This is a genomic window from Pseudomonas sp. S2_C03, assembly GCF_054668405.1.
Map to the genome: position 1 here is coordinate 2495411 of NZ_CP162766.1, position 26839 is coordinate 2522249.

General features: G+C 61.7%; 22 protein-coding genes. 12 read left to right on the plus strand and 10 right to left on the minus strand.

The features are described from left to right. Positions 1 to 123: 123 nt before the first annotated feature. The 10 genes from AB4N64_RS11245 to AB4N64_RS11290 all read left to right on the plus strand — a co-directional run bounded on the left by AB4N64_RS11245 (position 124) and on the right by AB4N64_RS11290 (position 13188). Complete coding sequence (locus AB4N64_RS11245; protein ID WP_460125455.1) at positions 124 to 477, plus strand: hypothetical protein; 354 nt, start codon at positions 124 to 126, stop codon at positions 475 to 477. A gap of 252 nt (positions 478 to 729) precedes the next feature. Then, positions 730 to 1689: an AAA family ATPase gene (locus AB4N64_RS11250; protein ID WP_460125458.1), complete on the plus strand. Its 960-nt coding sequence runs from the start codon at positions 730 to 732 to the stop codon at positions 1687 to 1689. 5 nt (positions 1690 to 1694) lie between these two features. Further along, on the plus strand, positions 1695 to 2639 hold the full coding sequence (locus tag AB4N64_RS11255) for a DUF58 domain-containing protein (protein WP_460125460.1): 945 nt from the start codon (positions 1695 to 1697) through the stop codon (positions 2637 to 2639). Next, entirely contained in the window at positions 2636 to 3130 is a 495-nt protein-coding gene (locus tag AB4N64_RS11260) for a DUF4381 domain-containing protein (protein WP_460125463.1), read from the plus strand. The genes AB4N64_RS11255 and AB4N64_RS11260 overlap by 4 nt, the downstream gene beginning before the upstream one ends. Then, entirely contained in the window at positions 3123 to 4202 is a 1080-nt protein-coding gene (locus AB4N64_RS11265; protein WP_460125466.1) for a vWA domain-containing protein, read from the plus strand. Before AB4N64_RS11260 ends, AB4N64_RS11265 begins: the two co-directional genes overlap by 8 nt. Further along, entirely contained in the window at positions 4199 to 5935 is a 1737-nt protein-coding gene (locus tag AB4N64_RS11270) for a tetratricopeptide repeat protein (protein WP_460125469.1), read from the plus strand. The genes AB4N64_RS11265 and AB4N64_RS11270 overlap by 4 nt, the downstream gene beginning before the upstream one ends. Next, positions 5932 to 7572: a BatD family protein gene (locus tag AB4N64_RS11275; protein ID WP_460125471.1), complete on the plus strand. Its 1641-nt coding sequence runs from the start codon at positions 5932 to 5934 to the stop codon at positions 7570 to 7572. The genes AB4N64_RS11270 and AB4N64_RS11275 overlap by 4 nt, the downstream gene beginning before the upstream one ends. Before the next feature lie 140 nt (positions 7573 to 7712). Continuing rightward, on the plus strand, positions 7713 to 8957 hold the full coding sequence (locus AB4N64_RS11280) for an exonuclease SbcCD subunit D C-terminal domain-containing protein (RefSeq protein WP_460125473.1): 1245 nt from the start codon (positions 7713 to 7715) through the stop codon (positions 8955 to 8957). Beyond that, positions 8954 to 12595, plus strand: a complete 3642-nt coding sequence (locus AB4N64_RS11285; RefSeq protein ID WP_460125475.1) for an AAA family ATPase — start codon at positions 8954 to 8956, stop codon at positions 12593 to 12595. The genes AB4N64_RS11280 and AB4N64_RS11285 overlap by 4 nt, the downstream gene beginning before the upstream one ends. Next, entirely contained in the window at positions 12592 to 13188 is a 597-nt protein-coding gene (locus AB4N64_RS11290; RefSeq protein ID WP_460125477.1) for a glutathione S-transferase N-terminal domain-containing protein, read from the plus strand. Before AB4N64_RS11285 ends, AB4N64_RS11290 begins: the two co-directional genes overlap by 4 nt. A 150-nt stretch (positions 13189 to 13338) precedes the next feature. Here the strand turns inward: AB4N64_RS11290 and AB4N64_RS11295 are convergent, their stop codons facing one another. From AB4N64_RS11295 to AB4N64_RS11330, 8 genes are all read right to left on the minus strand, one after another. Further along, complete coding sequence (locus tag AB4N64_RS11295; RefSeq protein ID WP_460125479.1) at positions 13339 to 13596, minus strand: hypothetical protein; 258 nt, start codon at positions 13594 to 13596, stop codon at positions 13339 to 13341. Next, positions 13593 to 13805, minus strand: coding sequence for a hypothetical protein (locus tag AB4N64_RS11300; protein ID WP_460125481.1), 213 nt, complete (start codon positions 13803 to 13805; stop codon positions 13593 to 13595). Before AB4N64_RS11300 ends, AB4N64_RS11295 begins: the two co-directional genes overlap by 4 nt. Positions 13806 to 14247: 442 nt before the next feature. Further along, positions 14248 to 14427, minus strand: coding sequence for a hypothetical protein (locus AB4N64_RS11305; protein ID WP_460125483.1), 180 nt, complete (start codon positions 14425 to 14427; stop codon positions 14248 to 14250). 154 nt (positions 14428 to 14581) lie between these two features. Beyond that, positions 14582 to 15751, minus strand: coding sequence for a lactonase family protein (locus AB4N64_RS11310; protein ID WP_460125485.1), 1170 nt, complete (start codon positions 15749 to 15751; stop codon positions 14582 to 14584). Continuing rightward, positions 15744 to 16037, minus strand: a complete 294-nt coding sequence (locus tag AB4N64_RS11315; protein ID WP_460125487.1) for a DUF5629 family protein — start codon at positions 16035 to 16037, stop codon at positions 15744 to 15746. Before AB4N64_RS11315 ends, AB4N64_RS11310 begins: the two co-directional genes overlap by 8 nt. Positions 16038 to 16228: 191 nt before the next feature. Beyond that, positions 16229 to 17809 (minus strand): aldehyde dehydrogenase (NADP(+)), encoded by a 1581-nt coding sequence (locus tag AB4N64_RS11320; RefSeq protein ID WP_460125489.1) that lies wholly within the window; start codon positions 17807 to 17809, stop codon positions 16229 to 16231. 10 nt (positions 17810 to 17819) lie between these two features. Next, positions 17820 to 18812 carry an AraD1 family protein gene (gene araD1, locus AB4N64_RS11325; RefSeq protein WP_460125491.1) on the minus strand — a complete coding sequence of 331 codons (993 nt, stop codon included), beginning with the start codon at positions 18810 to 18812 and terminating at the stop codon, positions 17820 to 17822. A 146-nt stretch (positions 18813 to 18958) separates the two neighbouring features. After that, positions 18959 to 20281: an MFS transporter gene (locus AB4N64_RS11330; protein WP_460125493.1), complete on the minus strand. Its 1323-nt coding sequence runs from the start codon at positions 20279 to 20281 to the stop codon at positions 18959 to 18961. 195 nt (positions 20282 to 20476) lie between these two features. Here AB4N64_RS11330 and AB4N64_RS11335 point away from each other — a divergent pair, with 195 nt between their 5' ends. Then, complete coding sequence (locus AB4N64_RS11335; protein WP_460125495.1) at positions 20477 to 22213, plus strand: IlvD/Edd family dehydratase; 1737 nt, start codon at positions 20477 to 20479, stop codon at positions 22211 to 22213. A 226-nt stretch (positions 22214 to 22439) separates the two neighbouring features. Next, entirely contained in the window at positions 22440 to 23159 is a 720-nt protein-coding gene (locus AB4N64_RS11340) for a FadR/GntR family transcriptional regulator (RefSeq protein WP_460125497.1), read from the plus strand. A gap of 169 nt (positions 23160 to 23328) precedes the next feature. Here AB4N64_RS11340 and AB4N64_RS11345 read toward each other — a convergent pair whose 3' ends face one another. Both AB4N64_RS11345 and AB4N64_RS11350 read right to left on the minus strand, forming a co-directional pair. Beyond that, the gene (locus tag AB4N64_RS11345) at positions 23329 to 25704 is read right to left on the minus strand and encodes an efflux RND transporter permease subunit (RefSeq protein ID WP_460125499.1); all 2376 of its coding nucleotides are present in this window, start codon (positions 25702 to 25704) and stop codon (positions 23329 to 23331) included. A 25-nt stretch (positions 25705 to 25729) separates the two neighbouring features. Further along, positions 25730 to 26782, minus strand: coding sequence for a WD40/YVTN/BNR-like repeat-containing protein (locus AB4N64_RS11350; protein WP_460125501.1), 1053 nt, complete (start codon positions 26780 to 26782; stop codon positions 25730 to 25732). Positions 26783 to 26839: the final 57 nt, after the last annotated feature.

Consider the following 26839-nt stretch of genomic DNA (forward strand, 5'->3'; position numbering starts at 1 on the left):
TGACCAGTAACCTACCGTGCAGTCACGACACGTTCGCTGGCGGTGAGACGAGCAGAAATGGTCGAAGGCTGGCAGAATTGCGTTTTGACCGCTTTCACATTGCTCCTCGAGCCAGGAATTCCCATGCAAATGACCACCTCCCTGTTGATCGTCAACCCGTGCGACGACGAAGAAGACAACATGGCCATGCTCGCCTGCCACAGCGACAAGGGGGACATGTTCCTGATGAGCCGTTACCCGGACGAGGACGAGCTGGAAATCACCCTGGACGGCGAGCCTTCGACCCTCGAGGGCGTCAAGGTCACCCTCAGCCCGACCCGCCTGCTGATCGAAATCGCGGCGGCGGATGCCGATGCGCTCAATGGCGATGATGTGCTGGAGATCACGCACAACACCGATGCCAGCGATCTGGCGGAGGTCGAGCTGACCCTCAAGAACATTCTGGATGGGACCGGGACCTACATCAGCGAGATCTAAGGAGCGCCTCTCCTGTAGGAGCGAGCATGCTCGCGATGGCCCCGATAACACCGCTGGGTGTCAGGCATCCCGCGTCATCGTTGACGACCATCGCGAGCATGCTCGCTCCTACAGGGATCCCACTCCACCATCCATTTCCCACACTTTGCACAAAATGCCGTTAGTCGCCGCCCCCCGCGATGGATTAAAGTAACGCCCCCAGCCTTGGCGATAGTCGAACGCTCAGGTCACCCTTTCCAGGAACAGTCATCGATGGAACATCGTGAGGCGCTCATCGCGCTGCGAACCTTTCTTTCCACGCAGATTCTCGGCCAGGAAAAACTCATCGAGCGGTTGCTCATCGCCTTGCTCGCCGATGGCCATATGCTGGTCGAGGGTGCGCCAGGCCTGGCGAAGACCAAGGCCATCAAGGAGCTTGCCGAAGGCATCGAGGCCCAGTTCCATCGAATCCAGTTCACCCCCGACCTCCTGCCTGCCGACATTACCGGCACAGAAATCTATCGACCGGAAACCGGCAGCTTCGTCTTCCAGCAAGGCCCGATCTTCCACAACCTCGTGCTGGCAGACGAAATCAACCGTGCGCCGGCCAAGGTTCAGTCGGCCCTGCTCGAGGCCATGGCAGAGCGCCAGGTCAGTGTCGGGCGCAGCACTTATGAGCTATCGCCGCTGTTTTTGGTAATGGCCACCCAGAACCCCATTGAACAGGAAGGCACCTACCCACTGCCTGAAGCCCAGCTCGACCGCTTCCTGATGCACGTGAAAATGGGTTTTCCGGACGCCGCCGTCGAGCGCCGCATCCTGCAGCAGGCCCGTGGCGAAGCGCTAAATGGCGAAACCAAGCCGGAACGCCGAGTCAGCCAGCAGGCGATCTTTGCCGCGCGCAAGGAAATCCTGGGCCTTTACATGGCGGACGCCGTGGAGGAATACCTGGTGCAGTTGGTCATGGCCACCCGCAACCCGGCCAAGTTCGACCCGGAAATGGCTGAATGGATTGCCTATGGCGCCAGCCCCCGGGGATCCATCGCTTTGGACCGCTGCGCCCGCGCCCACGCCTGGCTTGCCGGTCGCGACTTCGTCAGTCCGGAAGACATCCAGGCGGTGCTGTTCGACGTGTTGCGCCACCGCATCATCCTGTCCTTCGAAGCGGAAGCCGCCGGCATTGACCAGGACCGGGTGGTCCAGCGGATTCTCGACGTCGTAGCCGTCGCTTGACCCCGATGAGCGCCCTTTTGCCGCCCGAGCCGGGCATCCGCATCAGTCTCGCCGAACTGATCGAGATGCGCCATCGCGTGCGCGAAGTGCAGCTGTTCTCCACGCCGAGCCAGCGCAGCCCGCTGATCGGACTGCACCATTCCAAACTGCGCGGTCGCGGCGTGGATTTTGACCAGGTGCGGGTCTATCAGGCGGGCGACGACGTGCGCACCATCGACTGGCGCGTCACGGCCCGCACGCAGGAGCCCCACACCAAGCTGTTCCACGAAGAACGCGAGCGCCCGATTTTCATCATCGTAGAGCAAAGCCGTCGGCTGTTCTTCGGTTCCGGGCTGATGTTCAAATCGGTGCTCGCGGCCCAGGCCGCCAGTCTGATTGGCTGGGCAGCGCTCGGTCATAACGATCGGGTTGGCGGGCTGGTGTTCGGCGACAACGAGCATTACGAAATCAAACCCCGGCGGAGCAAACAAAGCCTGCTGCAACTGCTTAACCGGCTGGTGCGGGTCAATCAATCGCTGCACACCGAAACCGAACAGAACCGCGACAGCCTCAACCTCGCCCTGCGCCGCGCCCGGGAAGTGCTGCGCCCCGGCAGCCTGGTGATCGTGATCTGTGATGAGCGCGCGCTGACCGAAGGCACCGAACAACAACTGAGCCTGTTGTCGCGCCATTGCGACCTGTTGCTGTTGCCGGTATCCGACCCGCTGGACCACGCCCTGCCCGCTGCCGGCTTGCTGCGTTTTGCCGAACGCGGCGCGCAACTGGAAATCGACACCCTCAATTTCGACCTGCGCCAGAGCTACCGCGCCCAGGCCGAAGCACGGATCGCGCGCTGGGAACTGCTGGCGCAGAAGCTTCGGGTCTTGCTGATGCCGTTGAGCACCCAAAGCGAAATGGTCGAACAACTGCGCGAGTACCTGAACCCGCAGAGTCCGGGGAAAGGTCGATGAGCAGTCTGGAACAGTTGCAGCCGCTGATTTCTCCGCCGCCCATCAGCGTTTGGCCACCCGCGCCGGGCTGGTGGCTGTTATTGCTGGCATTGGTACTGATCGCGTTCGGCCTGTGGAAAGCACGCAGCTTGCTGCCCACCAAGCGCCTGATCGTACGTGCCGAACAACCCCTGGACCCGGTACGCCTCGCCGCGCTGGCGGAACTGGCCCTGCTGCCCAAACCTTATGATGGCGCCCCCGCCGGTGCGTGGCTGCAGCAACTCAACGGCCTGCTCAAGCGCCTGTGCCGCAATCATTACCCCTACAGCCAGAGCCACACCCTCAACGGTCGCAAATGGCTGGCGTTCCTCGACAACCGCTGCCCCGCCGCCGGCCTCACGCGCTGGATGGTGCTGGTCGAAGGCGCCTACAAGCCCGAATGCAAACTTGACGACAAGGCCATCGCCGGCCTCACCCAGGCCGTCGAAACCTGGATTCGCAAACATGTTTGAGTTCGCCTGGCCGTGGATCTTCGCCCTGATGCCGCTACCGTGGCTGATGCGCCTCGTATTGCCGGTGGCTGACAGCGGCGAGCCGGCGCTCAAGGTCAGCTTTCTCGGCGACCTGGAAGGCCTGGCTCGCCGCCGCGCACGGGCCAATCTTCCAGCCTGGCGCCAACAGGCGCCCTTCATGTTGCTGTGGCTGTTTCTGCTGATTGCTGCAGCGCGACCGCAGTGGCTGGGCGAACCGCTGCCGATTGCCGCCAGCGGCCGCGACTTGCTCGTGGCTGTGGACGTGTCCGGTTCCATGGATTTCCCTGACATGCAATGGCAGGACGATGAAGTCAGTCGCCTGGCGCTGGTGCAACATTTGCTCGGAGATTTTCTCGAGAGCCGTGAGGGCGACCGGGTCGGCCTGATTCTGTTTGGCAGCCGTGCCTATTTGCAGGCGCCGCTGACCTTCGACCGGCGCACCGTACGGACCTGGCTCGACGAAGCGCGGGTTGGTATCGCCGGCAAGAACACCGCCATCGGCGACGCCATTGGCCTGGCCCTCAAGCGCCTGCGCATGCGTCCGGCACAAAGTCGCGTGCTGATCCTGGTGACCGATGGTGCCAACAACGGTGGTGAAATTGGCCCACTGACCGCCGCGCGGCTGGCGGCTCGGGAAGGCGTGAAAATCTACACCATCGGCATCGGCGCCGACCCTGAGCAGTCCGGCACGCCGGGATTTCTCGGCGTCAACCCAAGCCTGGACCTCGATGAACCATCGCTGCAAGCCATTGCCGCAGCCACCCATGGCCAGTATTTCCGCGCTCGTGATGGCGAACAGTTGCAGGCGATCAAGGAGACCCTCGATCAACTGGAGCCGGTGGCTCAACAACCGACCCAGGCCCGCCCGGCTTTGGCCTTGTACCACTGGCCGCTGGCAATGGCGTTGTTGCTGAGCATGCTGCTGGTGGTGCGCGAACGCTGGCCGCATAACCCGTTGCATCGCCTGTTTACCAAGGATCTGTTGTCCCAGAGTGCCCTGCCCGACTGGCGCGATCGCCTCAGGCGTCTGCGTCTGCGGAGGCGCCGATGAGCGATCTGTGGCCGTACTGGTTCCGCCCCGGCTGGTTGTTGCTGGTGCCGTTGCTGGGCTGGTTGCTCTGGCAACTCTGGCACAGGCAGAAACGCGCCGGGCGCTGGCAAATGATCCTGCCGCCAGCCTTCCACGCCGCGTTGCTCAGTGGCGGCAACGGTCGCGAAAGCAAATTGCCGTGGGTCGCACTCGGTATCGCGTGGCTGCTGACCATTGTGGCGTTGCTCGGGCCGAGCTGGGAGCGTGTCGAACAAAACAGCCAGAAGCCGGCGGACCCACTGGTGGTGATCCTGGAACTGACTCCGCAAATGCTCGCCACCGACGTGCCACCCAACCGACTCGAACAGGCCCGACGCAAACTGTTCGACCTGTTGCAAAATCGCAGCGACGCGCAGACCGCCATCATCGTGTACGCCGGCAGTGCACACACGCTGGTGCCGTTGTCGGACGACCTCGCCACCAGCCGCAATTTGCTGGATTCGCTCAAACCGTCGTTAATGCCTCAGCCTGGTCATCGCGCGGACCTAGCGGTGACCAAGGCCCTGACATTACTCAAACAGGGAGCGTTGGGCGATGGCCGCATCCTGCTGATCGGCTCCTCTCTAAGCGATCTGGAGCGCGAAGGCATTCAACAGGCGCTGGACGGCAAATCCACGCAATTTCTGATGCTCGGAGTCGGCACCGCCGAGGGCTCGCCGATCACCCAGGAAGACGGTAGCTTCCTCAAGGATGAACAAGGCGCAATTCTGGTGCCACACCTGGACGAGCCGGGGTTGAAAGCCTTCGTCAACAGCCTCGATGGTCGTTATCGCCATGCCCGCCTCGAGGATGCCGACCTGCGCGGTCTCGGTCTGCTCGCCGGGCCACGCAGCCTGCGTAACGACGGCCAGACCTTACGTCTCGACACCTGGGCCGATCAGGGTTACTGGTTGTTGTTGCCTCTTCTGCTACTGGCGGCCTGTGCCGGTCGGCGCGGCTGGTTGTTCTGCCTGCCACTGCTGTTTTTATTGCCGCAATCCAGCTACGCGTTCGACTTCAAAGACCTGTGGCTGCGTCCCGACCAACAGGGGCTGCACTTGCTCAAGCAAAAGCGCCCAGCCGAGGCAGCGCAGCATTTCGATAACCACCAATGGCAGGGCGTGGCACTCTATGAGGCCGGCGATTACAGCGCTGCCGCCCAGCGTTTCGCCGAAGGCAACGACGCCCATGCCCACTACAATCGTGGTAACGCCTTGGCCAAAAGTGGTGAGCTGGAAGCTGCGCTGGATGCCTACGAGCAGGCACTGGAGCTGCAACCGGATCTGCGCCCGGCACTGACCAACAAGGCTTTGGTGGAGAACCTGCTAATGCAGAAAACCGCGCCGAAACCGGTCGAATCGCCAAAACCCGAGGATGAAAAACCCGGTGCTCCGCAGGAGCAACCGCCCGGCGCCGCGACCCAACCGGCTGACACCGGGCAAGCCAATGCCGAGGCACAGACACCCACACCAGACACACAAGACGCCGAACCCACGCCGCCACGACCGGGCAGCAACGAAGTGCCAGGCAGCGAACTGGGCGATGAACAAAGCACCACCCCGCCCTTGCGCCCGGCCGGCGATGCCATCGATGGCGAACAGCGCCAGGCCCTGGAGCAATGGCTGCGCAAGATCCCGGATGACCCGGGTGAACTGCTCAGGCGTAAATTCTGGTACGAACAGCAACAACATCAGGATCAGGAAAAAACCCGATGACACGCTTCACCGCCCTGCTGGCTGCCATGCTGCTCTGGACCTTACAAGCCCAGGGCGCGGAGCTGGCCGCCAGTGTCGACCGTACCCGCCTGAGTTCCGGTGAAACGGTCGAATTGACCCTGGAATCCAACGATGTGACGCAGTTCGGCAAGCCGGACCTGACGGCACTTGAACCCCTGTTCGAGGTGCGTGGCACCCGCCAGGTCAACCAGTTGACCACCATCGACGGCGATAGCCGTGCGACCACCCGCTGGATCATTACCCTGCTGCCCCGTCAGAATGGCAGCGTGGTCATTGCCCCGTTGAAACTGGGCGACGCGCAGAGCCAGCCGATCACCCTGCAAGTGGTCGAAAGCGAAACCCAGGACCGCGTCGGTAAACGCGGACCGGTGTTCATCGAGGCCAGCCTCGACCAGGACAGCGTATACGTGCAGGCCCAGGCGATCCTCACCGTGCGCATCTATCATTCCGTCTCGCTGTACGACGACAGCAGCCTGACGCCCTTGCAGATCCCCGATGCGCGCATCGAGCAATTGGGGGAATCACGCACCTACGAAAAGGATATCGAGGGTGTGCGTCACGGCGTGATCGAACTGCGCTATGCGATCTACCCACAGCACAGTGGCCAGGTGACCCTGCCGGCACAGATCTTCAGTGCGACCCTGGTGGACCCTCCGCCCGCCCAGGAAGTTGAAGCGCAGGTGCCAAAATCCGGCAAGCTGATGCGCGTAAGCTCAGGCAAACTGACGTTGACGGTCAAGGCCAAGCCGGCGACCTACCCGGCAGACGCGCCCTGGTTGCCGGCCCGAAGCTTGAGCCTGAGCGAAAGCTGGAACCCGGAGCCTGAGCAGACACAGGTCGGTGACTCGCTCACCCGCAGTCTGACGCTGAAAGCCGAAGGCCTGGCCAGCACTCAATTGCCACCGCTACCGGCCACTGACGTCAACGGCTTGCGGCGCTATCCCGACCAGCCGGTGCTGGGCAATCAGAACAGCGAACGTGGCCTGATCGGCAGCCGCGAGGACCGCGAAGCCCTGGTGCCGGTGCGCAGTGGCGACATCGAGTTGCCAGCGGTGGACGTGGTCTGGTGGAACACCTTCGAAGATCACCTCGAGCACACCAGCCTGCCCGCGCGTACCCTCAGCGTGGCGAACAACCCCGGCTTGATGGTCGATACCCCCGCCGGCGTGACGCCGGTTATCACTGCCGCCGATAACGAAGCACTCTGGTGGTGGAAGCTCAGCACCCTGACGCTGGCGTGCACCACCCTCCTCGGTTTTGGCCTGTGGTGGCGCGCCCGCTGGCAACCGGCGATCCTGCGGGCCGCGCAAGCCGGCCCCAGCCCGCGCACCGTGCTCGACGACCTCAAGCGCGCCTGTCAGGCCAACGACACCCATGCCACCCGCCAGGCGCTGGACGCCTGGGCCCGCCAGCAACCGGAAACCCTGGCCGACATGGCCGCGCGCTTCGTGCCGCTGTCCGATGCCCTGGACGGCCTGAACGGCGCGCTGTACAGCGAAAGTGGCCAGCATTGGCAAGGTGAGGAACTGTGGCGGGCGATCAGGACCATACCGATGGCCGAGCGCAAACAGGATCCGTTGGGTGACAGCGGATTGCCGCCGCTTTATCCGAAATAGTGGCCGCCTGAACCACCGTCGCGATAGGGCCCCAAGATCACCTCAATTACCCCTGCCCACCGCTTTCCCCGTAAACTCCCACCCTTTTCGCCGCCATCGATTTCCCCGCGGCCACGACCTTATTTCCTACGGAGCTCGCCTTGCGTCTGTTTCACACCTCCGACTGGCACCTGGGACAAAACCTGCACGGCCAGGATCGCGATTTCGAGCACGCCTGCTTTCTGGAATGGCTGTTGCGTCAGCTCAAGCTGGACCAGCCGGATGTTCTGCTGATCGCCGGTGACATCTTCGACACGGTCAATCCGCCGGTCAAAGCCCAGGAGCGCCTGTACGATTTCATCGTCAGCGCCCACGAACAACAGCCGAAACTCACCATCGTGATGATCGCCGGCAACCACGATTCCGGCTCCCGCATCGAGTTGCCAGCGCCACTGATGCGCCGTTTGCGTACCCATGCGCTAGGACGCGTGTTGTGGCTGGACGACGGCCAGCTCGACGCCGAACGCTTGCTGCTGCCGCTGCCGGACGCCAAGGGCAAGACGGTGGCCTGGTGCCTGGCGCTGCCGTTCCTGCGCCCGGCCGAAGTCACTGGCGCCCACTTGGGCGATGACTACCTGCGTGGCATCGGCCAGGTTCACGAGTGGCTGATCGAAGCGGCCAACGCCAAGCGCAAGCGTGGCCAGGCCCTGATCGCCATCAGTCACGCGCACATGGCGGGCGGTTCGGTATCCGAAGACTCCGAGCGCAGCCTGATCATCGGCAACGCCGAAGCCCTGCCCGCCAGCCTGTTCGGCCCCAGCATCAGCTACGTCGCCCTCGGCCATTTGCACAAGCCGCAGAAGGTCAACGGCGAAACGCGCATCCGTTACAGCGGCTCCCCGATCCCGTTGTCCTTTTCCGAAATCGCCTATCAGCACCAGATCCTCGACATTCAGCTCGACGGCGAAACCCTGGTCAGCGTCGAACCCAAGCTGATTCCCCGCGCCGTCAACCTGCAACGCCTCGGCCCAGCGCCACTGGCGGACATCCTGCTGCAACTGGCCGAGCTGCCCAACGTCGATCTGCTGGCCGATATCCAGCGTCAACCGTGGCTGGAAGTGCGCGTACGCCTGGACGAGCCACAACCCGACCTGCGCAATCAGGTGGAAACCGCCCTGCAAGGCAAAGCCGTGCGCCTGGTGCGTATCGCCGCCGAGTACGCCGGCAACGGCGGCCGCGAAGGCGTCGATGACGGCGCAGCGCTGATCGAGCTCGACCAACTGACGCCGCAGGAACTGTTCAGCCGCGCCTGGCACGACAACTACGGCAGCGAGGTCGATGAGCAAACCCTCAAAGACTTTGCCGAGTTGCTGCAAGACGTACAGATGGAGGGCGAACAGCCATGAAAATCCTCGCCATCCGCCTGAAAAACCTGGCTTCGCTGGCCGGGCCGTTTGAAATCGACTTCACCGCCGAGCCGCTGGCCAGTGCTGGCCTGTTCGCCATCACCGGCCCGACCGGTGCCGGTAAAAGCACCTTGCTCGACGCGTTGTGCCTGGCGCTCTTTGGTGCCGTGCCACGACTGAGCAATGCCCAGGTGTCGGCCAAGGCGCCGGATGCGGACGGCGAGATCAGTACCGGGGACCCGCGCACCCTGCTGCGTCGCGGCACCGGTGAAGGTTATGCCGAGGTGGATTTCGTCGGCATCGATGGCCGGCGCTACCGCGCACGCTGGGAAGCCAACCGCGCTCGGGAAAAGGCTGCCGGCAAGCTGCAAGCCAGCCGCCAGAGCCTTCGCGATATCGATCTGGATCAATTGCTGGCCAGCCAGAAAGTCGAGTTCAAGACTCAGCTCGAAGCCGTGCTGGGCCTGAACTTCGAGCAGTTCACCCGCGCCGTGCTGTTGGCGCAAAGCGAATTCAGCGCCTTCCTCAAGGCCAACGATAACGAACGCAGCGAACTGCTGGAAAAACTCACCGACACCGCGCTCTACACGCGCTTGGGCCGGCGTGCCTTCGACAAGACCAAGGACGCGCGTGAGGCGCACAAGTTGTTGCAGGATCAGGCCACGGGTGTCACCCCGCTGGCCCCTGAAGCACGCGCTGCACTGGACGAGCGCTTCGATCAGGCGCAGCAGCAACTCAAGACCCGGCAGGCGCAGCTCAAGCAACTGGAGCTTCAACATACCTGGCTCAAGGAGCTGGGACAGTTGCAGGACGAACAGCTCAGCGCCAGCGAACAGCTGACCAGCGCCGAGCAGGAAGGGCAACGGCTGGCCGGCGAACGCCTGACACTGACCCGCCTTGAGCAACTGGCCCCACAACGGCACCAGTTTGCCCGCCAGAGCGAACTCAGGTCCCGGCTGACGCCACTGGCCGCGCAGATCCAGCAGCACACCCGCCAACAAGAGGATTTGCAAACACGCCAGGCCCAACTCGAACAGCGTTTGGCCATAGCGAAAACCACGCTGGCGGCCGCACAGGCTGAACACGCTGCGAGCACCCCGCTGCTGCGCCAGGCCTTTGAGGCCCAGGGAACCCTGGCTCGCCTGATCAAGGATGCCGACCAAAGCGCGGACCGCAAGCAGCTAGCCGAACAGGCCTGCACTGAAGGGCAAACGACGATCCAGGGCTTGCTCGATCAGCAACAACGCGTGGCCGGGCGCCTGCAACAGATTGCCGCCGAGCTGGAGCAGAGCGTTGCTCTGGCGCCGCTCAGTGATGCCTGGAATGCCTACCGCGATCGCTTGCAGCAATTGATGTTGATCGGTAACCGCCTCAACAAGGGGCAAGCCGAGCTGACGACGCTGGAACACAATGCCAGCGTTGCCAGCGCAGAATGGAGCGCGCAAAAACAGCACCTGGAAGTGCTCTACAAAGAGGCCGGTGCCGAACCTGAAGCGGTGGCCGAACAGATCCAGTTGCTGGGCAACCTGTTGCAAGATAACCGCAAGCAGCTACGCGCCTTCGAGGAACTGGCACGCCTGTGGAGCAGCCAGCGGGACTTGGAACAGCGTCTGGCCCAATTGCAACAACGCCAGGCCGAGGCTCAACTCCAGCGCGACCGTTTGACTGAGGCCGGGGTGAAGACCCGGAACGAACTGGCAGTCGCCGAACAAACCCTGACCGTCACCCGCCAATTGCTCGAGCGCCAGCGCGTGGCTCGCAGCGCGAGTGTGGAAGAGCTGCGCGCGCAACTGCAAGACGATCAACCCTGCCCGGTTTGTGGCAGCCCGGATCACCCCTACCATCAGCCAGAAGCACTGCTGCAAAGCCTCGGCCGTCATGACGAAAGCGAACAGGCCAATGCCCAGCAAGCTGTGGATGCGCTCAAGGAAAAACTGACTGACCTGCGCACCGAAGTCGGCGGCGTGATCGCCCAGCAGAAGGAACTGCTACAGCAGCAGGAACACCTGCTGGCCCAGCAACAAATCCTCGCGCCGAGCCTCGATGCACACCCGCTGTCGGCGCAGTTGCTCAATCATGATGCGGACAAACGCGATGCCTGGCTGACCCAGCAAAACAGCCAGTTGAACCAGAGCATCAGCCAGGACGAACAACGGCAAACTGCCCTGCTGACCCTGCAACAGGACGCCGCGCGCTTGCAACAGCAACTGCGCAACGCTGAAACCGCCAGCCAGCAAGCCACCCAGCACCTGCTCAACCAGCAACGTGAGCTGGCCGGCGATCGCCAGCGCCTGGACGAAGAGCTGCATGCGTTCAGCAGCCTGCTGCCCGCCGACACGCTGGAAGCCTTGCGCGTGGAGCCGGCGGCGACCTTCATGCAACTCGACCGGCAGATCGCGCAACGCCTGGAACAACTCGATCAGCAGCGCGACGAACTCGGCGAGCAGCAGCAACGCCAGCAAACGCTGGAAAAGGAACAGGATCGACAGCAGATCCGCGCCCAGCAGTTGGAAGCGGCGCAACTGCAGTTCAGCGCCTTGGCCGAGCAGCAACAGGCTTGCCAACAACAACTGGCGCAATGGCTTGGCAGCCACGAAAGCGCCGAGCAGTGGCAGCAACAATTGGATGAGGCGGTCGAACAGGCCCGCGCCGCCGAGACCTCAGCCAATCAGGAACTGCAATCGATACGCACGCAACAAGTGCAACTGGCCGCTGAACTCCACGCGCAGCAGGAGCGACTCACCGCGCTTGAAGCCGAGGATCGCGAGCTCACGGCGAAGATCGGCGATTGGCGCGCCTTGCATCCGGAACTGGATGATAGCGGCCTTGAGCAGTTGCTCGGTGTGGACGAGCAACAGGTCAGCGAACTGCGCCAGCGCTTGCAGCAAAACGAAAAGGCTATCGAACAGGCCAGGGTGTTGCTGCACGAGCGTGACAAACGCCTGGCCAGTCACCAGGCCCAGCACAACGGCAACCTTGATGCCGAGCAATTGGCGAGCGCCCTCGCCGAGCTGCAACAGCAATGTGCTGTCAGCGAACAACTGTGTGCCGAACTGCGCGCCGAACAGGCCGAAGATCAGCGCCGGCAGAACGCCAATCAGGCGCTTGCCCGGCAAATCGCCGAGGCGTACGCCGAATATCAGCGCTGGGCACGCCTCAATGCATTGATCGGCTCCGCCACCGGCGACACCTTCCGCAAGATCGCGCAGGCCTACAACCTCGACCTGCTGGTGCATCACGCCAACGTGCAATTGCGCCAACTGGTGCGGCGCTACCGCCTCAAGCGCGGCGGCAGCATGCTCGGTTTGCTGGTAATGGACACCGAGATGGGCGACGAACTGCGTTCGGTGCACTCGCTGTCCGGCGGCGAAACCTTCCTGGTGTCGTTGGCGCTGGCGCTGGGCCTGGCGTCCATGGCTTCGAGCACGCTGAAGATCGAATCGCTGTTCATCGATGAAGGCTTCGGCAGCCTCGACCCGGAATCGCTGCAACTGGCCATGGACGCACTCGACGGCTTGCAGGCCCAGGGGCGCAAGGTCGCGGTGATCTCCCACGTTCAGGAAATGCACGAGCGGATTCCGGTACAGATTCAGGTCCAACGCCAGGGCAACGGCCTCAGCACCCTGGAGGTGAAATGATCACGCTGTACTCCTTCCGCCGCTGCCCCTACGCCATGCGAGCCCGCATGGCCTTGCGCTACAGCGGCGTGGCGCTGGAGATCGTCGAAGTCAGCCTCAAGGCCAAGCCGGCCGAAATGCTGGCGCTGTCGAGCAAAGGGACGGTGCCGGTGTTGAACGTGGAAGGTCGAGTGATCGATGAAAGCCTGGCGATCATGCACTGGGCTTTGGCGCAGCATGATCCGCAGGATTGGCAGTTGCTGGAAGCCCCCGCAGGGCCTGCGGCCATCGCGGCACTGATCGAAGAAAATGACCAGGTGTTCAAGGTGCACCTGAACCGCTACAAGTACGCGGAACGTTATCCCGAACAACCGATGGCGTTCTATCGCAGCGAGGGTGAGGTGTTCCTGGGCAAGCTCGAACGGTTGCTGGAACAGCGGGAGTATTTGTTGGCGGACCATCCGAGCCTGGCGGACGTGGCGCTGATGCCTTTCGTGCGCCAGTTCGCCCATGTTGATCGCAAGTGGTTTGGGCAGGCGCCCTACCCGAGGTTGCAGCGTTGGTTGCAGGGGTTTATCGATTCGGATTTGTTCACATCAATAATGAAGAAATGACCCTGGACCACTGAAAAAACTGTGGGAGCGGGCTCGCCCGCGATAGCGTCAGGTCAGTCGACATCACTTTAACTGATCCACCGCATTCGCGGGCAAGCCCGCTCCCACGGGGTTTCAGTGTTCATCGGATTTGTGTACGACAGACGTCGTTCACGCAAACACCTCGCACATCTGCACAACCGAGCAATCGATCTGGAACGGGCCGAAAAAGTCGCCTTGGCGTTTCACCGGCGGATTGCCGGCCAACAGGCCCATGGCTTTCGCCGTTTCAATGTTGTGAGCGAGGTTGTGATTGGCCTCTATCGACCGCGCAACGCCCCCCGCCGAGCCCTGGTTGAAGCCCAACAGGGACGAGCCGTTGGTCATGACCGCCAACGAGGCGATGACCCAGAGTTTGCCCCCTTTCATATGCCTGCCACTCCCGCCGCATCAACATGATCGACCACAGCGTTCTGCACGCGATGGTCGAACTGGATACCGGGATGAGCGACCTGGATCGGTGCGTCGACGTCGCGTTGTGATTGCGCCGAGAGGCTGACGACCAACACCAGCGCCACGTACAGACCGATGGCCAGGTAGGCGCCGTATTTGGCAGAGGTAAGCAGTGAGCTGGCCATGATGTTCTCCGTGGACATGTTTCGATGTCCACAGAATCGATCAAAAAAGCCGTGATAACCACTCAGGGTTATCCATAGTGACCATCAGCTTTATTGATCATTGAGCCAGTCTATTTCAGCCTTCAATAAAACTCATCAGGCGTTCTCGCGCAGCCTCGGGCTCCCCGGAAACGGGCGTGTGAGCGGAAAGGATGGGAGTTGAATAGAGGCACAGAAGTACTACAGCCAAACGCATCGCCATATTGTCGATCCTTTTTATTGGACAAGGAGACTTCGGCGATAAATCTAAACGTATGGCCATGTGATATCAAGCATTGCGCCAGTAGCACTATGACATTGTCGTGAACGCGTTATGCAGGAGCGACATCACTCGTGGGGTTCGAGACGTTCGACTCGATCAACACAAGTGACTTCGCTCCTGCATAAAGTCGGGGCTGGGCTTTCAGGCCTGGGTTTTGTGGTCCAGTGCGGCGTAGAAGTTGGCACTTTGTTGCAGGTATTTCTGGGTGTAGCTCTGGGTGTGGGCTTTTTTATCGCTGATTTCCGCGTTGGCGCTGGCTGGCAATGCAACGGTAGCGGAGATAGCGGAAGCGGCGATGATGGAGAAGAGATTGAAGTTCATGGGATGTTCCTCGAAGTAGTGGGCTTACTTGCCGGTTAAGGCCGTGGAGCAAACTTAACTTTCGAGGTGCATTCGTTTGAAATCTTTTGTAGCACTAACGCATATCATCGTGATTGATAGAAAGCTACAGGCCCCATCATTCGGGGCCTGCGGTCTATTGACGCACCAGGAATTTCAAGTCGCTTGGCGCGTCCATCGGCAGTTTCTGCACGGTTTTACCCAGTAGCCCGCTCTTGGCATCCCGCTCGACCACGACAATCTGGTTGCTCTTTTGATTGGCGATCAGCAGGAATTTGCCACTGGGGTCCAGGGTGAACTCGCGCGGATGATCGCCCTCCACGGAACGGCGTTGCAGTTCCTTGAGATGCCCGGTCGCCGGGTCGATCGCAAACACCAGCATCTGGTTGGCGGTGCCTCGGTTGCTGACGTAGAGAAACCTGCCGTCAGCCGAGGCATGCAGCGCAGCAGCGGCCTTGTCCGAGACCGGTTGCCCAGCGGCGAGGTCAACCATTTGTGTTTGTTTGAGTGTACCGTTGCTGTAGTCGAACACCGCAACCTGGGCGCTCATTTCCATGGTCAGCCAGGCATGTTTGCCGTCAGCGCTGAACAGCAGGTGCCGAGGGCCACTGCCCGCTGGCAACTGCACGAACGCAGGATCAGCCGGTACCAATGGCAAGTCCTTGTTGGCCTTGGGGTCGAAGCGATAGACAACGATCTTGTCTGCACCCAGATCATTGGAGAACACGAACCGGCCGTCCGGGGAAGACACGGTCGAATGCACGTGCGCCGACATCTGCCGCTCGGGATTGACCCGGCTAGAGGGATGACTGCTCATCTGCACCACCGGCCCCAGCTTGCCATCGGCGCCCACCGGCAACACCGCCAGGGTGCCGCCCGGGTCTTCGGCCACCGAGTAATTGCTGACGAACAGGTGGCTCGCGTCGGCGCTGAGGCTTGAGTGGGTGGGCTCATTGCCCAGGCTCTGCACCTGACTGATCAGGCTCAGCTCATGGCTCTTGGGGTCGATGGCAAAGCTGCTGACACGACCGACTGGATCCTGCTGACCCGGACCGTTTTCGTTGACCACGAACAATTGCCGCTGATCCCTGGACAGGGTCAGCCACGACGGGTTTTCGCTCTTGATCACTTGCAGCGGCTTCGCATCGAGCTGGCCACGGTTGCTGTCGAAGTTCAGGCGATAGATGCCCTCACTCTGCCCCGCCGTGTACGTACCCACCAGCACTTGATATTGCTCGGCGAACGCCGCTTGCACGCCCATGGCACCGACGCTGCCGGCCATCAACAGCGGCCAGAACTTACGCATCCTCATGCTCGTCATCCTCGTTGTCACCGCCAGTGGCGTCCAGGCAGACCACCAGGTGTTCGCCAGACTCGCCGGTGATGATCCAGCTTTGCAGGGCGGTATCGAAAGTCGCGGTTTCGATCTGCGCCATGCTGAATATCCAGCGTTTGAGCGCGCGGCCGTCCATGCATTCAATGTGCAGGTTGTCTTGTTCATCGAGTGAAAAATCGAAAGCGTGCAGCCCATCGATTTCCAGCATGTCGCAGGTTTCGAGGGCGGCGAGCAAGGTGTTGGTTACGGCAGTCATGGCAGTCAGTCTTTGAGTTCAAAGACGCAATGATAGCTTATTGAGCCAAGCCCCTTTCACAAACACCACACGCCCCCTGTGGGAGCGAGCTTGCTCGCGATGGCGGTGTGCCAGTCAATACAATCTTGGCTGACACACCGCCATCGCGAGCAAGCTCGCTCCCACAGGAAAAGGGTTCCTTCAGTTGATCCTCAGATCGCCTCACGCGACGGCTGTCCATCCACCAGGCGCTGGATGCGCAACGGGTTGGCATTCTTCAGCGCATCCGGCAGCAAGCTGTCGGGGTAGTTCTGGAAGCACACCGGACGCAGGAAGCGGTCGATGGCCAGGGTGCCCACCGAGGTCCCACGGGCGTCGGAAGTGGCCGGGTACGGCCCGCCGTGGACCATGGAGTCGCACACTTCTACACCGGTCGGGTAACCGTTGAGCAGGATGCGGCCGACCTTTTGTTCCAGCAACGGCGTCAGCTCGCCGAACTGTTCAAAATCAGCCGGTTCACCAATGATCGTGGCCGTCAGCTGTCCGTGCAGACCGTGCAGCGCAGCCGTCAGTTGCGCCTGATCCGCCACTTCGACAAACACCGTGGTCGGACCAAAGATTTCTTCCTGCAATACTTCATCGCCATCGATCAGCAAACCGACATCGGCCTTGAACAATTGCGGCTGCGCCTGATTGCCCTGCTGTGTGCTGCCGGCCAGATGAGTGATGCCCGGATGCGCCAGCAATTTTTGCAGGCCCTTGCCATAGCTGCTCAAGGTTCCGGTATTGAGCATTGTTTGCGCCGGCTGGTCGTTGATCAGCCCCGCCACCTGTTCCACGAAGGCACTGAACTGTGGCGAGCGGATACCGATCACCAGGCCTGGATTGGTGCAGAACTGACCGCAACCCTGGACCACGGAAGCGGTGAGGTCACGGGCGACCGTTTCGCTGCGCACCGCCAGCGCCTGGGGCAGGACGATCACCGGGTTGATGCTCGACATCTCGGCGAATACCGGGATCGGCTGCGCACGTGCCGCCGCCATGTCACACAAGGCGCGCCCGCCGCGCAGCGAACCGGTGAAGCCAACAGCCTGAATCGCCGCGTGCTTGACCAGCGCCTCACCTACGCCACCGCCGTAGATCATGTTGAACACGCCTGCCGGCATGCCGGTTTTCTCCGCAGCGCGGATGATGGCATCAGCGACCCGCTCGGCCGTGGCCATATGACCGCTGTGGGCCTTGAACACCACCGGGCAACCGGCGGCGAGAGCCGATGCGGTATCGCCGCCCGCCGTGGAAAAAGCCAGGGGGAAGTTGCTCGCGCCAAACACGGCCACCGGACCTAGACCAATGCGGTACTGGCGCAAATCCGGGCGTGGCAGGGGCTGGCGATCCGGCAGTGCCTTGTCGATTCGCGCGCCATAAAAATCGCCACGGCGCAGGACCTTGGCGAACAAGCGCATCTGTCCGCTGGTGCGACCGCGCTCACCCTGGATACGGCCGGCAGGCAACGCGGTTTCGCGGCAGACCACCGCCACGAAATCGTCGCCCAGGGCGTCCAGCTCATCGGCAATCGCATCGAGAAACTGTGCACGACGTTCGGCGCTGAGGCGGCGATACGCCGGGTAGGCGGCAGCGGCGGCCTTGGCGGCGGCATCCACTTCTTCGGGCGTGGCCTGGACGAAATAGCCCGGCAATGCCTCGCCAGTGGTGGCGTCGACGCTTTGCAGTTGGACGGTGCCGGCCGCGCTACGCTGGCCGCCGATGTAGTTGTGACCCAGTGTCTGACTCATTGGGGATTCCTTAAAGAGTACCGATGGTGCCGGGTTCGAACACCGCTGTAACCGGTGCGATACCGTTGATCAGCGGTGCGCCGAACTCGGCCTGACTGATTTCGAAGACATCACCCGGCTGCGTACGAATGCCGTCGGCAAACGACAACGTCGCCGTCCCGAAGAAGTGAATGTGCACATCACCCGGGCGCAGGAACTGACTGTACTTGAAATGGTGGTATTCGAGGTTTTCCAGGCTGTGGCACATGTTGGCTTCGCCACTGAGGAACTCGTTCTGCCACAACACTTCGCCGTTGCGCACGATACGGCTGGTGCCTGCCAGATGTTGAGGCAATTGACCCACTCGAAGTTCCGGACCGTAACTGCAACTGCGCAATTTGGAGTGCGCCAGGTACAGGTAATTCTTGCGCTCCATGACGTGATCGGAGAACTCGTTGCCGATGGCGTAACCCAGGCGATACGGCTTGCCATCGTGGCCCATGACATACAGGCCGCTGATCTCCGGCTCTTCACCCGCGTCTTCGGCGAACGGTGGCAACGGGAACGCCTGACCCGGGCGCACGACGATACTGCCGTCACCCTTATAGAACCATTCCGGCTGCACACCCGCCTGACCCGCTGGCGGCTTGCCGCCCTCCACGCCCCATTTGAAGATGCGCATGGTGTCGGTCATTGCCGTTTCGTCGGCGGACTGCTGGTGCATTTTGTCCCGCGCCGAGGCACTGCCCAGGTGCGTCAGGCCGGTACCGCTGACCAGCATGTGTGCCGGGTCCGGGTGGTCCAGCGGTGGCAGGATGCGCAACGTGGCCAGCAGTTCGGCGTAATCATGGCTGATGCCCAGGCCCAGCGCCGTGACTTGCTGTTCAAGGTTGACGCCCGCCTCGATCGCCGCCAGGGCCAGATCGCGCACGGTGCGCGCATCCTGCACTTCGCGAACCTGACCTTCTTGCACCACACCTACCCGGCGCTCGCCGTTTAACAATTCGAATTGAACCAGACGCATGGAAATCTCCTTCAATAATTCTTCAGAACCACAAAACACCTTGTGGGAGCGGGCTTGCCCGCGATGCGGCCGGCATATCCAGCCTCATCAGCGCCTGACACTCCGCCATCGCGGGCAAGCCCGCTCCCACAGGGGCCGAAGCACATTTAAATACGACTCGCCCCCCGCGCACTTGCGGCGAACTGGTCAGCCGGCAACACATGCTTGCGCTCCAACTGGCGATAGACCACGCCAGTCAAGATCAACCCGAACACCATCACGCAGGACAGGAAGTACAAGCCCGACGCCAGGTTTCCGGTGTATTCCTTCAGCGCGCCGATCACGAACGGGCCGATGTAGCCGCCGAGGTTGCCCACCGAGTTGATCAACGCGATCCCCGCTGCCGCACTGGCACCGGCAAAGAATCGACCGGGCAACGTCCAGAACACCGCCGTGCAGGAAAACAGCGCGAACGCCACCAGGCACAACGCCGCCAGTTGTGCCACCGGCAAGGTCAGCCAGGCACTGAGGAACAGGCCAAGCGCGCCCAGCACATAGAGCACCGCCAAGTGACCGTAGCGATCGTTCAAGCGGTCGGAACTGCGCGGAATGATAAGCAGGCCGATAATCCCGAAGATGTAAGGCACCGACGACACGAAACCGGTCACCAGGTCGCTGCCGCCGAACTGCTTGATCAGTGTTGGCAGCCACAGGCCCAGGCCGTAAATGCTCAAGGTCACTGGCAGGTAGAACAACGCCAGCAGCAACACACGTTTGTCCTTGAGCGTATGCAACGGGTTGCCATGGCGGGTCTGGCCGTACTCCGCCAAGTCCTTTTTCAGCTCGCCGGCCAGCCAGTCCTTCTCGGCCTGGTCCATCCACTTCACCTGTTGCGGACCGTCCGGCAACCAGCGCAGTACCGGCCAGGTCAGCAGGATCGCCGGGGCACCGATTACGATGAACAGCCACTGCCAGCCGTGCAGGCCCAGGATGCCATCCATGCCCAGCAGGCCGCCGGACACGGGCCCGGTAATCAACATGGCAATCGGTTGAGAGAGGATGAACAGTCCAAGGATCTTGCCGCGATGACGCACCGGGAACCACTGGGTGATGTAGTACAGGACGCCCGGGAAGAACCCGGCTTCAGCGGCACCCAGCAAAAAGCGCATCACATAGAAGCTGTGCGGCCCTTGTACAAAGGCCATGCCGATGGTGATGGCGCCCCAGGTAATCATGATCCGCGCAAACCAGCGCCGCGCACCAAAGCGTTCGAGCATCAGGTTGCTGGGGATTTCCAGGAGGAAGTAACCAATAAAGAACAGCCCGGCACCCAGACCGTAGGCGGCATCGCCGATCCCGATGTCAGCGCCCATGTGCAGCTTGGCAAAGCCTACGGCGGAGCGATCCACATAGGCGATCAGGTACAGCAGGATCAGGAAGGGAATCAGTTTGAGTGTGATGCGACGAATAAGCCGCAATTCCTGGCTCATGAGATCGGTCTCCGATTGTTGTTGTTATGGAACCTTGGGGGACGCCTCTCGCACTAAAAACGCCAGGGCAATCCCTCCAGTGGAGGCGACTATATAGTAATACTATTTAATCGGGCAACACTTCCAATAAGACGAAATTGCGCTTAATGTACGCTTCAGCTCGAACAATATAGTCATACAATAAGAGAATCGATCATGTCTGATAAGAAACCCACCCTGCGCTCCGCCCAATGGTTCGGCACGGCCGACAAAAACGGCTTCATGTACCGCAGCTGGATGAAGAATCAGGGCATTGCCGACCACCAGTTCCAGGGCAAGCCAATCATCGGCATCTGCAACACCTGGTCGGAGCTGACCCCGTGCAACGCGCATTTCCGTCAGATTGCCGAGCACGTCAAACGCGGCGTGATCGAGGCCGGTGGTTTCCCCGTGGAATTTCCGGTGTTCTCCAACGGTGAATCGAACCTGCGCCCGACCGCCATGCTCACCCGCAACCTGGCGAGCATGGACGTGGAAGAAGCCATTCGCGGCAACCCGATCGATGGCGTGGTCTTGCTCACCGGTTGTGACAAGACCACCCCGGCCCTGCTGATGGGCGCCGCCAGTTGCGACGTACCCGCCATCGTGGTCACTGGCGGGCCGATGCTTAACGGCAAGCACAAGGGCAAGGATATCGGCTCGGGCACCGTGGTCTGGCAGCTCAGCGAACAGGTCAAGGCCGGCACCATCACCATCGATGATTTCCTCGCGGCCGAGGGCGGCATGTCCCGCTCGGCAGGCACCTGCAATACCATGGGCACGGCCTCGACCATGGCCTGCATGGCCGAAGCGCTTGGCACTTCCCTGCCCCATAACGCGGCGATTCCGGCGGTGGATGCACGTCGCTATGTACTGGCGCACATGTCCGGCATGCGTGCCGTGGAGATGGTCAAGGAAGACCTGCGCCTGTCGAAGATCCTGACCAAGGAAGCCTTTGAGAACGCCATTCGTGTCAATGCTGCCATTGGCGGTTCGACCAACGCGGTGATTCACCTCAAGGCCATCGCCGGCCGCATCGGCGTCGAGCTGGATCTGGACGACTGGACCCGCATCGGTCGCGGCACGCCGACCATTGTCGACCTGCAACCGTCCGGGCGCTTCCTGATGGAAGAGTTCTACTACGCTGGCGGCCTGCCTGCGGTGTTGCGCCGCCTGGGTGAAGCCAACCTGATTCCTAACCCGAACGCCCTGACCGTCAACGGCAAGTCCCTGGGCGAAAACACCAAGGACGCGCCGATCTATGGCGAGGACGAAGTGATCCGCACCCTCGACAACCCGATCCGCGCCGACGGCGGGATCTGCGTGCTGCGCGGTAACCTGGCCCCCCTCGGCGCCGTGCTCAAGCCTTCGGCTGCCACCCCGGAACTGATGCAGCATCGCGGGCGTGCGGTGGTGTTCGAGAACTTCGACATGTACAAGGCGCGTATCAACGATCCGGAGCTGGACGTCGATGCGAACTCGATCCTGGTCATGAAAAACTGCGGTCCCAAGGGTTACCCAGGCATGGCCGAAGTCGGCAACATGGGCCTGCCGGCCAAACTGCTGGCCCAGGGCGTGACCGACATGGTGCGCATTTCCGACGCCCGCATGAGCGGCACCGCCTACGGCACCGTTGTCCTGCACGTGGCGCCGGAAGCTGCGGCTGGCGGGCCTCTGGCCGCGGTGAAGGAAGGCGATTGGATCGAACTCGATTGCGCTACCGGCCGCCTGCACCTGGACATCCCGGACGCCGAACTGGCCTCACGCATGGCCGACCTGCAACCGCCGCAGCAATTACTGGTGGGCGGTTATCGCCAGCTGTACATCGACCATGTGCTGCAAGCGGACCAGGGCTGCGACTTCGACTTCCTGGTCGGCTGCCGGGGCGCCGAGGTGCCGCGGCACTCGCACTAAGCCCACCATCCCCTCTCCCCGAGGGGATGCTTTTCCCTGTGGGAGCGGCGGTGCGACGATTCGACTTGCTCGAGCAAGCGGAGTGTCAGTCAGCTCATGTATCAACTGGCACACCGCTTTCGCGAGCAAGCCCGCTCCCACATTTGGTACTGCATCTACCTCAAGTTCGTGTCTTGCCTGTTATCATGCTCCACACCCCCACGCACTCAGGATCGCGCCGTTCCCCATGGATTACCGCAAACCTTCCGACCGCAAGAGCATGCATTCGCGCATCGTCCAGGAACTGGGCATGCAGATCGTTTCCGGGCGTTTCCTGCCGGACGACAAACTGCCCGCCGAAGCGCTTTTGTGCGAAGAGTACGCGGTCAGCCGACCGGTGCTGCGCGAGGCCACTCGCGTCTTGGTTGCCAAGGGCCTGGTGTATTCGCGCCCACGGGTGGGCACCGTGGTCAAGCAGCGCAAGGAATGGCACATGCTCGATCCGGACGTGCTGCACTGGCTGATGCAAAGCAGTCCGCAAAATGAATTCTTCGACCTCCTGACCAGCGTGCGCAGCATCATCGAGCCGGCCGCCGCCGCCCTCGCCGCACAATTCGCGACGGATGCCGACATCGCCGCCATTGGCGAAGCGTACCAACGCATGGAAACCGCACCGACCCCGGAAGCGCTGCTGCAACCGGACCTGGACTTCCACAGCCGCATCGCCGACGCCACCCACAACGACCTGCTGGCCAACTTGTGCAACATGCTGGCCGTGGCAATTGCCGAAGCCTTGAAGCACTCGAACCAACGACCGAACCTGCATGAACTGGCGCTGCCACGCCACAAGGCAATCCTCACGGCCATCGAGAACCGAGATGCCCTGGGCGCACGGCACGCGACGCTGGTGCAGCTCGATGATGCGAGAAGTGCGTTGAGTGTTGTGTTGGGCGCAGAGCCAACCTGAATTCCCCTGTAGGAGCGAGCTTGCTCGCGATGCGGTGTGTCAGTCGGCACATGCATTGGCTGACACGCCGCCATCGCGAGCAAGCCCGCTCCTACAGGGGAAACGGTGCGAGTTTCAGGCATAAAAAAACCGCAACCTCAGGTTGCGGCTTTTTCATTGCGGCCAGGACTCAGTGAGCAAACAACGAATTGCCCTTCTGCCCCGCCAGCTTCTCCGGCTTGATCAGGAACCGCGCCAATGCTGGCAGCAGCCAGAGCGCACCGAACATGTTCCACAGCAGCATGAAGGTCAGCATCAGCCCCATGTCGGCCTGGAACTTGATGGCCGAGAAAATCCAGGTGCACACGCCGATGGCCAGGCACAGACCGGTGAACAATACCGCCTTACCGGTGGACTTCAGCGTTTGGTAGTAGGCCTCTTGCAGCGGCAGACCTGCACGCAGGAAACTTTCCAGACGACTGTAGATGTAGATGCCGTAGTCCACGCCAATCCCCACCCCCAGCGCCACCACCGGCAACGTCGCCACCTTCACGCCAATCCCCATGAACGCCATCAGCGCGTTACCCAGTACCGAGGTCAGCACCAGCGGCAGCACAATGCACAGGGTCGCCGCCCAGGAGCGGAACGTGATCATGCACATCACCGCCACGCAGATGTACACCAGTATCAGGATGGTCAGCTCGGACTTCTTGATCACCTCGTTGGTGGCGGCCTCGATCCCGGCATTACCGGCAGCGAGGATGAACTCCAGGCCATCCTTATTGTTTTCCTTGGCGAACGCCTGCACTGCATGGACTGCACGGTCGAGGGTCTCTGCCTTGTGGTCGTTGAGGAATACCAGCACTGGCGCCAGGGAGCAACTGTTGTTGTACAGGCCGTCGGCACGCGCGATGGAGTTGTTCAGCACGTCGGGGTTGCGCGACAGGGTTTCCCATTTCAGGTTGCCCTCGTTCATGCCCTTGATCATCTGCTTGGACACGGTCACCAGGGAAATCGCCGACTGCACGCCCTCGGTGTTCTGCATCTTCCACATCAATTCGTCGATCGGCGCCATGGCTTCATAACGCGAGCAGCCTTCGGACTTGGTCTTGACCATCACCACCAGCACGTCGGAACTGGTGGAGTAGTTGCTGATGATGAAGTTGTTGTCCTTGTTGTAGCGTGAGTCCGGACGCAGTTCCGGGGCCCCCTGGTCGAGGTCACCGATTTTCAGGTTCTGGCTGTACCAGAGGCCGCCACCGAAGGCCAGCAACGCCAGGACGATCGACACCGGTGCGACTTTCGGGCTGGCAAAACTCGACAGCAGGCGCCAGAACGGGTGTTCACGGTGCGCGTCTTTCTTGCTGCGCTCGACCGCACGCTTGCTGATGCCGACATAGGAAATCGCCACCGGCAGCAGGATCAGGTTGGTGAACACGATCACCGCCACACCAATCGACGCGCCGATGGCCAGTTCCCGGATCACGCCAATATCGATGATCAGCAGCGTGATGAAGCCCACCGCGTCCGCCAGGATCGCAATCATCCCCGGCAGGAACAACTGGCGGAACGTGCGGCGCGCCGCCGTCAGCGCGTTATCGGCCTCGCTGGATTGCAGGGCGATACCGTTGATCTTCTGTACGCCGTGGGAAATACCGATGGCAAAGATCAGGAACGGTACCAGCATCGAATACGGATCGAGACCAAACCCGAAGAAGTGCATCAGGCCCAGTTGCCAGATCACCGCCACCAGCGTCGTGCTGAGTACCGCCACCGTACTGCGCAGGCAGTTGGTGAACCACAGCAACAGGATCAGGGTGATGACAAAGGCGATACCGAAGAACAACACCACCATCACCAGGCCATCAATCAGGTCGCCGACCTTCTTGGCGAAACCGACGATGTGGATCTTGACGTTGGGGTTCTGCTTTTCGAACTTGTCGCGGATCTTTTCCTCAAGGTCATGGGAGAACTTGCGGTAGTCCAGCGCCAGCAACTTGCCTTGGTCCTGCGGGTCCGGATAGGACTCCAGCAACGGAATGTCGACGATGCTCGACTTGAAGTCGTTGGCCACCAGACGCCCGATCTGCCCGGACTTGAGCACGTTGTTGCGCAGCAGGTCGAGGCTTTGCTGGGAGCCGTTGTAGCTCTGCGGGATCACTTCACCCCCGGCGAAGCCCTCCTCCGTAACCTCGGTCCAGCGTACGCTCGGGCTCCACAGCGACTTGAGGCCGGAGCGATCGACGCCGGAGATGTAGAACACCTCGTCATTGATCTGGCGCAGGGTCTCCATGTATTCCTTGGAGAAGATGTCACCGTCGGTGGCTTCCACCGAAATGCGCACGGTGTTGCCCAGGTTCGCCAGGTCGTTGCGGTGCTCCATCATCTTCTGGATGAAGGGATGCTCCAGCGGGATCATCTTTTCGAAACTGGTGGAAGGTCGGATCAGCGTCGCCTGCCAGAACAGGAAAATACTGACCAGCAGGCAGATGGTGATCACTGCCGGGCGGTTGTTGAAAATCAGGCGTTCAAGAAACGTCGCCTTGTCCTGGTGATGACTTGTCATGGATGTCATAGCTCCGCCCTTCTTATTATTTGCCCAGCTCTGCGCCGGTTGGCGAAGTAGCGCGAACGCCGCCCTGTCCTGCCAGAATCAGATTGCCGTTGCCTGCTGCGGTCACCGCCGACACCGAAATACGGTCAGGGCGGTTGAATACGCTGAAGGTTTCGCCGTCGTCATTGCTGCGCACCACGCTGCCACCGTTGCCCACGATCACGATGGAACCGTCATCGAGCAGCGTAGCGCCAGACAGGCCAAACTCCAGTGCGCCGCGTGCGGCCTTGAGCTCGACCGGCTCCCAGGTGCTGCCAAAATCGGTGGAACGGAACAGGTTGCCGCGCAGGCCGTAGGCCAGCAGCGTGTTGGATTGGGCGGTGCCGATCACCCCGAACAGCGAGCCTTCGTACGGGCCTTCAAGCTTTTCCCAGGTCTGGCCCCAGTCGGCGGAGCGGAACATGCTGCCCTGCTCGCCAACGATGAACAGCCCGGCGTCCTTGACGGCGGCGATGGCGTTGAGGTGGTACTGGTCTTCGTTGTCCAGGCGGTCGCTGGCGTCTTCCCAGTGCTTGCCGCCGTCGGTGGTGGCCATCAGATTACCGTAGGCGCCTACGGCAAAGCCGCTGTTGGCGTCCTGGAACCAGACGTCGAGCAATGGCGATTCACGGGTGAGGTCTTCGAATTGTTTGGTCCAGGTGACGCCACCGTCCTCACTGGCGAGGATCTGCGCGTCATGGCCGACGGCCCAGCCGTGCTGATCGTCGACGAAATAGACAGAAGTGAGCAGTTGGCGGGTTGGTACCTTGGCCTGGGTCCAGGTCGCACCCTGGTCATCGGAATACAGGATGTGCCCGCGATCGCCGACGGCAACCAGACGTTTGCCGGCGTGCACGACATCGAGCATCAGGTTTTTGCTGGCCTTGGCCGACTCAACGGAATAGACAGCTTCGGACGCCGGCGTCGCGGCAGCCAGCGACGGTGCCGACCACACGGCACAACCCAGCAGCGAGAGCGCTGTGGCCAACTGCGCGACTTTGCGCAGCGCCAGCGGGCGGCAGGTACCCACACCCATGACAGGCTCACTCATAGACCTTCCCCCATTATTATTGTTAGGTCGCGCAAGGGTACTCACAGCGCTCGGATA

Coding starts and splice junctions, on each gene's coding strand:
- AB4N64_RS11245 (WP_460125455.1), top strand. CDS start 124: ATGCAAATGACCACCTCCCTGTTGATCGTCAACCCGTGCGACGACGAA.
- AB4N64_RS11250 (WP_460125458.1), top strand. CDS start 730: ATGGAACATCGTGAGGCGCTCATCGCGCTGCGAACCTTTCTTTCCACG.
- AB4N64_RS11255 (WP_460125460.1), top strand. CDS start 1,695: ATGAGCGCCCTTTTGCCGCCCGAGCCGGGCATCCGCATCAGTCTCGCC.
- AB4N64_RS11260 (WP_460125463.1), top strand. CDS start 2,636: ATGAGCAGTCTGGAACAGTTGCAGCCGCTGATTTCTCCGCCGCCCATC.
- AB4N64_RS11265 (WP_460125466.1), top strand. CDS start 3,123: ATGTTTGAGTTCGCCTGGCCGTGGATCTTCGCCCTGATGCCGCTACCG.
- AB4N64_RS11270 (WP_460125469.1), top strand. CDS start 4,199: ATGAGCGATCTGTGGCCGTACTGGTTCCGCCCCGGCTGGTTGTTGCTG.
- AB4N64_RS11275 (WP_460125471.1), top strand. CDS start 5,932: ATGACACGCTTCACCGCCCTGCTGGCTGCCATGCTGCTCTGGACCTTA.
- AB4N64_RS11285 (WP_460125475.1), top strand. CDS start 8,954: ATGAAAATCCTCGCCATCCGCCTGAAAAACCTGGCTTCGCTGGCCGGG.
- AB4N64_RS11290 (WP_460125477.1), top strand. CDS start 12,592: ATGATCACGCTGTACTCCTTCCGCCGCTGCCCCTACGCCATGCGAGCC.
- AB4N64_RS11295 (WP_460125479.1), bottom strand. CDS start 13,596: ATGAAAGGGGGCAAACTCTGGGTCATCGCCTCGTTGGCGGTCATGACC.
- AB4N64_RS11300 (WP_460125481.1), bottom strand. CDS start 13,805: ATGGCCAGCTCACTGCTTACCTCTGCCAAATACGGCGCCTACCTGGCC.
- AB4N64_RS11305 (WP_460125483.1), bottom strand. CDS start 14,427: ATGAACTTCAATCTCTTCTCCATCATCGCCGCTTCCGCTATCTCCGCT.
- AB4N64_RS11310 (WP_460125485.1), bottom strand. CDS start 15,751: ATGCGTAAGTTCTGGCCGCTGTTGATGGCCGGCAGCGTCGGTGCCATG.
- AB4N64_RS11315 (WP_460125487.1), bottom strand. CDS start 16,037: ATGACTGCCGTAACCAACACCTTGCTCGCCGCCCTCGAAACCTGCGAC.
- AB4N64_RS11320 (WP_460125489.1), bottom strand. CDS start 17,809: ATGAGTCAGACACTGGGTCACAACTACATCGGCGGCCAGCGTAGCGCG.
- araD1 (WP_460125491.1), bottom strand. CDS start 18,812: ATGCGTCTGGTTCAATTCGAATTGTTAAACGGCGAGCGCCGGGTAGGT.
- AB4N64_RS11330 (WP_460125493.1), bottom strand. CDS start 20,281: ATGAGCCAGGAATTGCGGCTTATTCGTCGCATCACACTCAAACTGATT.
- AB4N64_RS11335 (WP_460125495.1), top strand. CDS start 20,477: ATGTCTGATAAGAAACCCACCCTGCGCTCCGCCCAATGGTTCGGCACG.
- AB4N64_RS11340 (WP_460125497.1), top strand. CDS start 22,440: ATGGATTACCGCAAACCTTCCGACCGCAAGAGCATGCATTCGCGCATC.
- AB4N64_RS11345 (WP_460125499.1), bottom strand. CDS start 25,704: ATGACAAGTCATCACCAGGACAAGGCGACGTTTCTTGAACGCCTGATT.
- AB4N64_RS11350 (WP_460125501.1), bottom strand. CDS start 26,782: ATGAGTGAGCCTGTCATGGGTGTGGGTACCTGCCGCCCGCTGGCGCTG.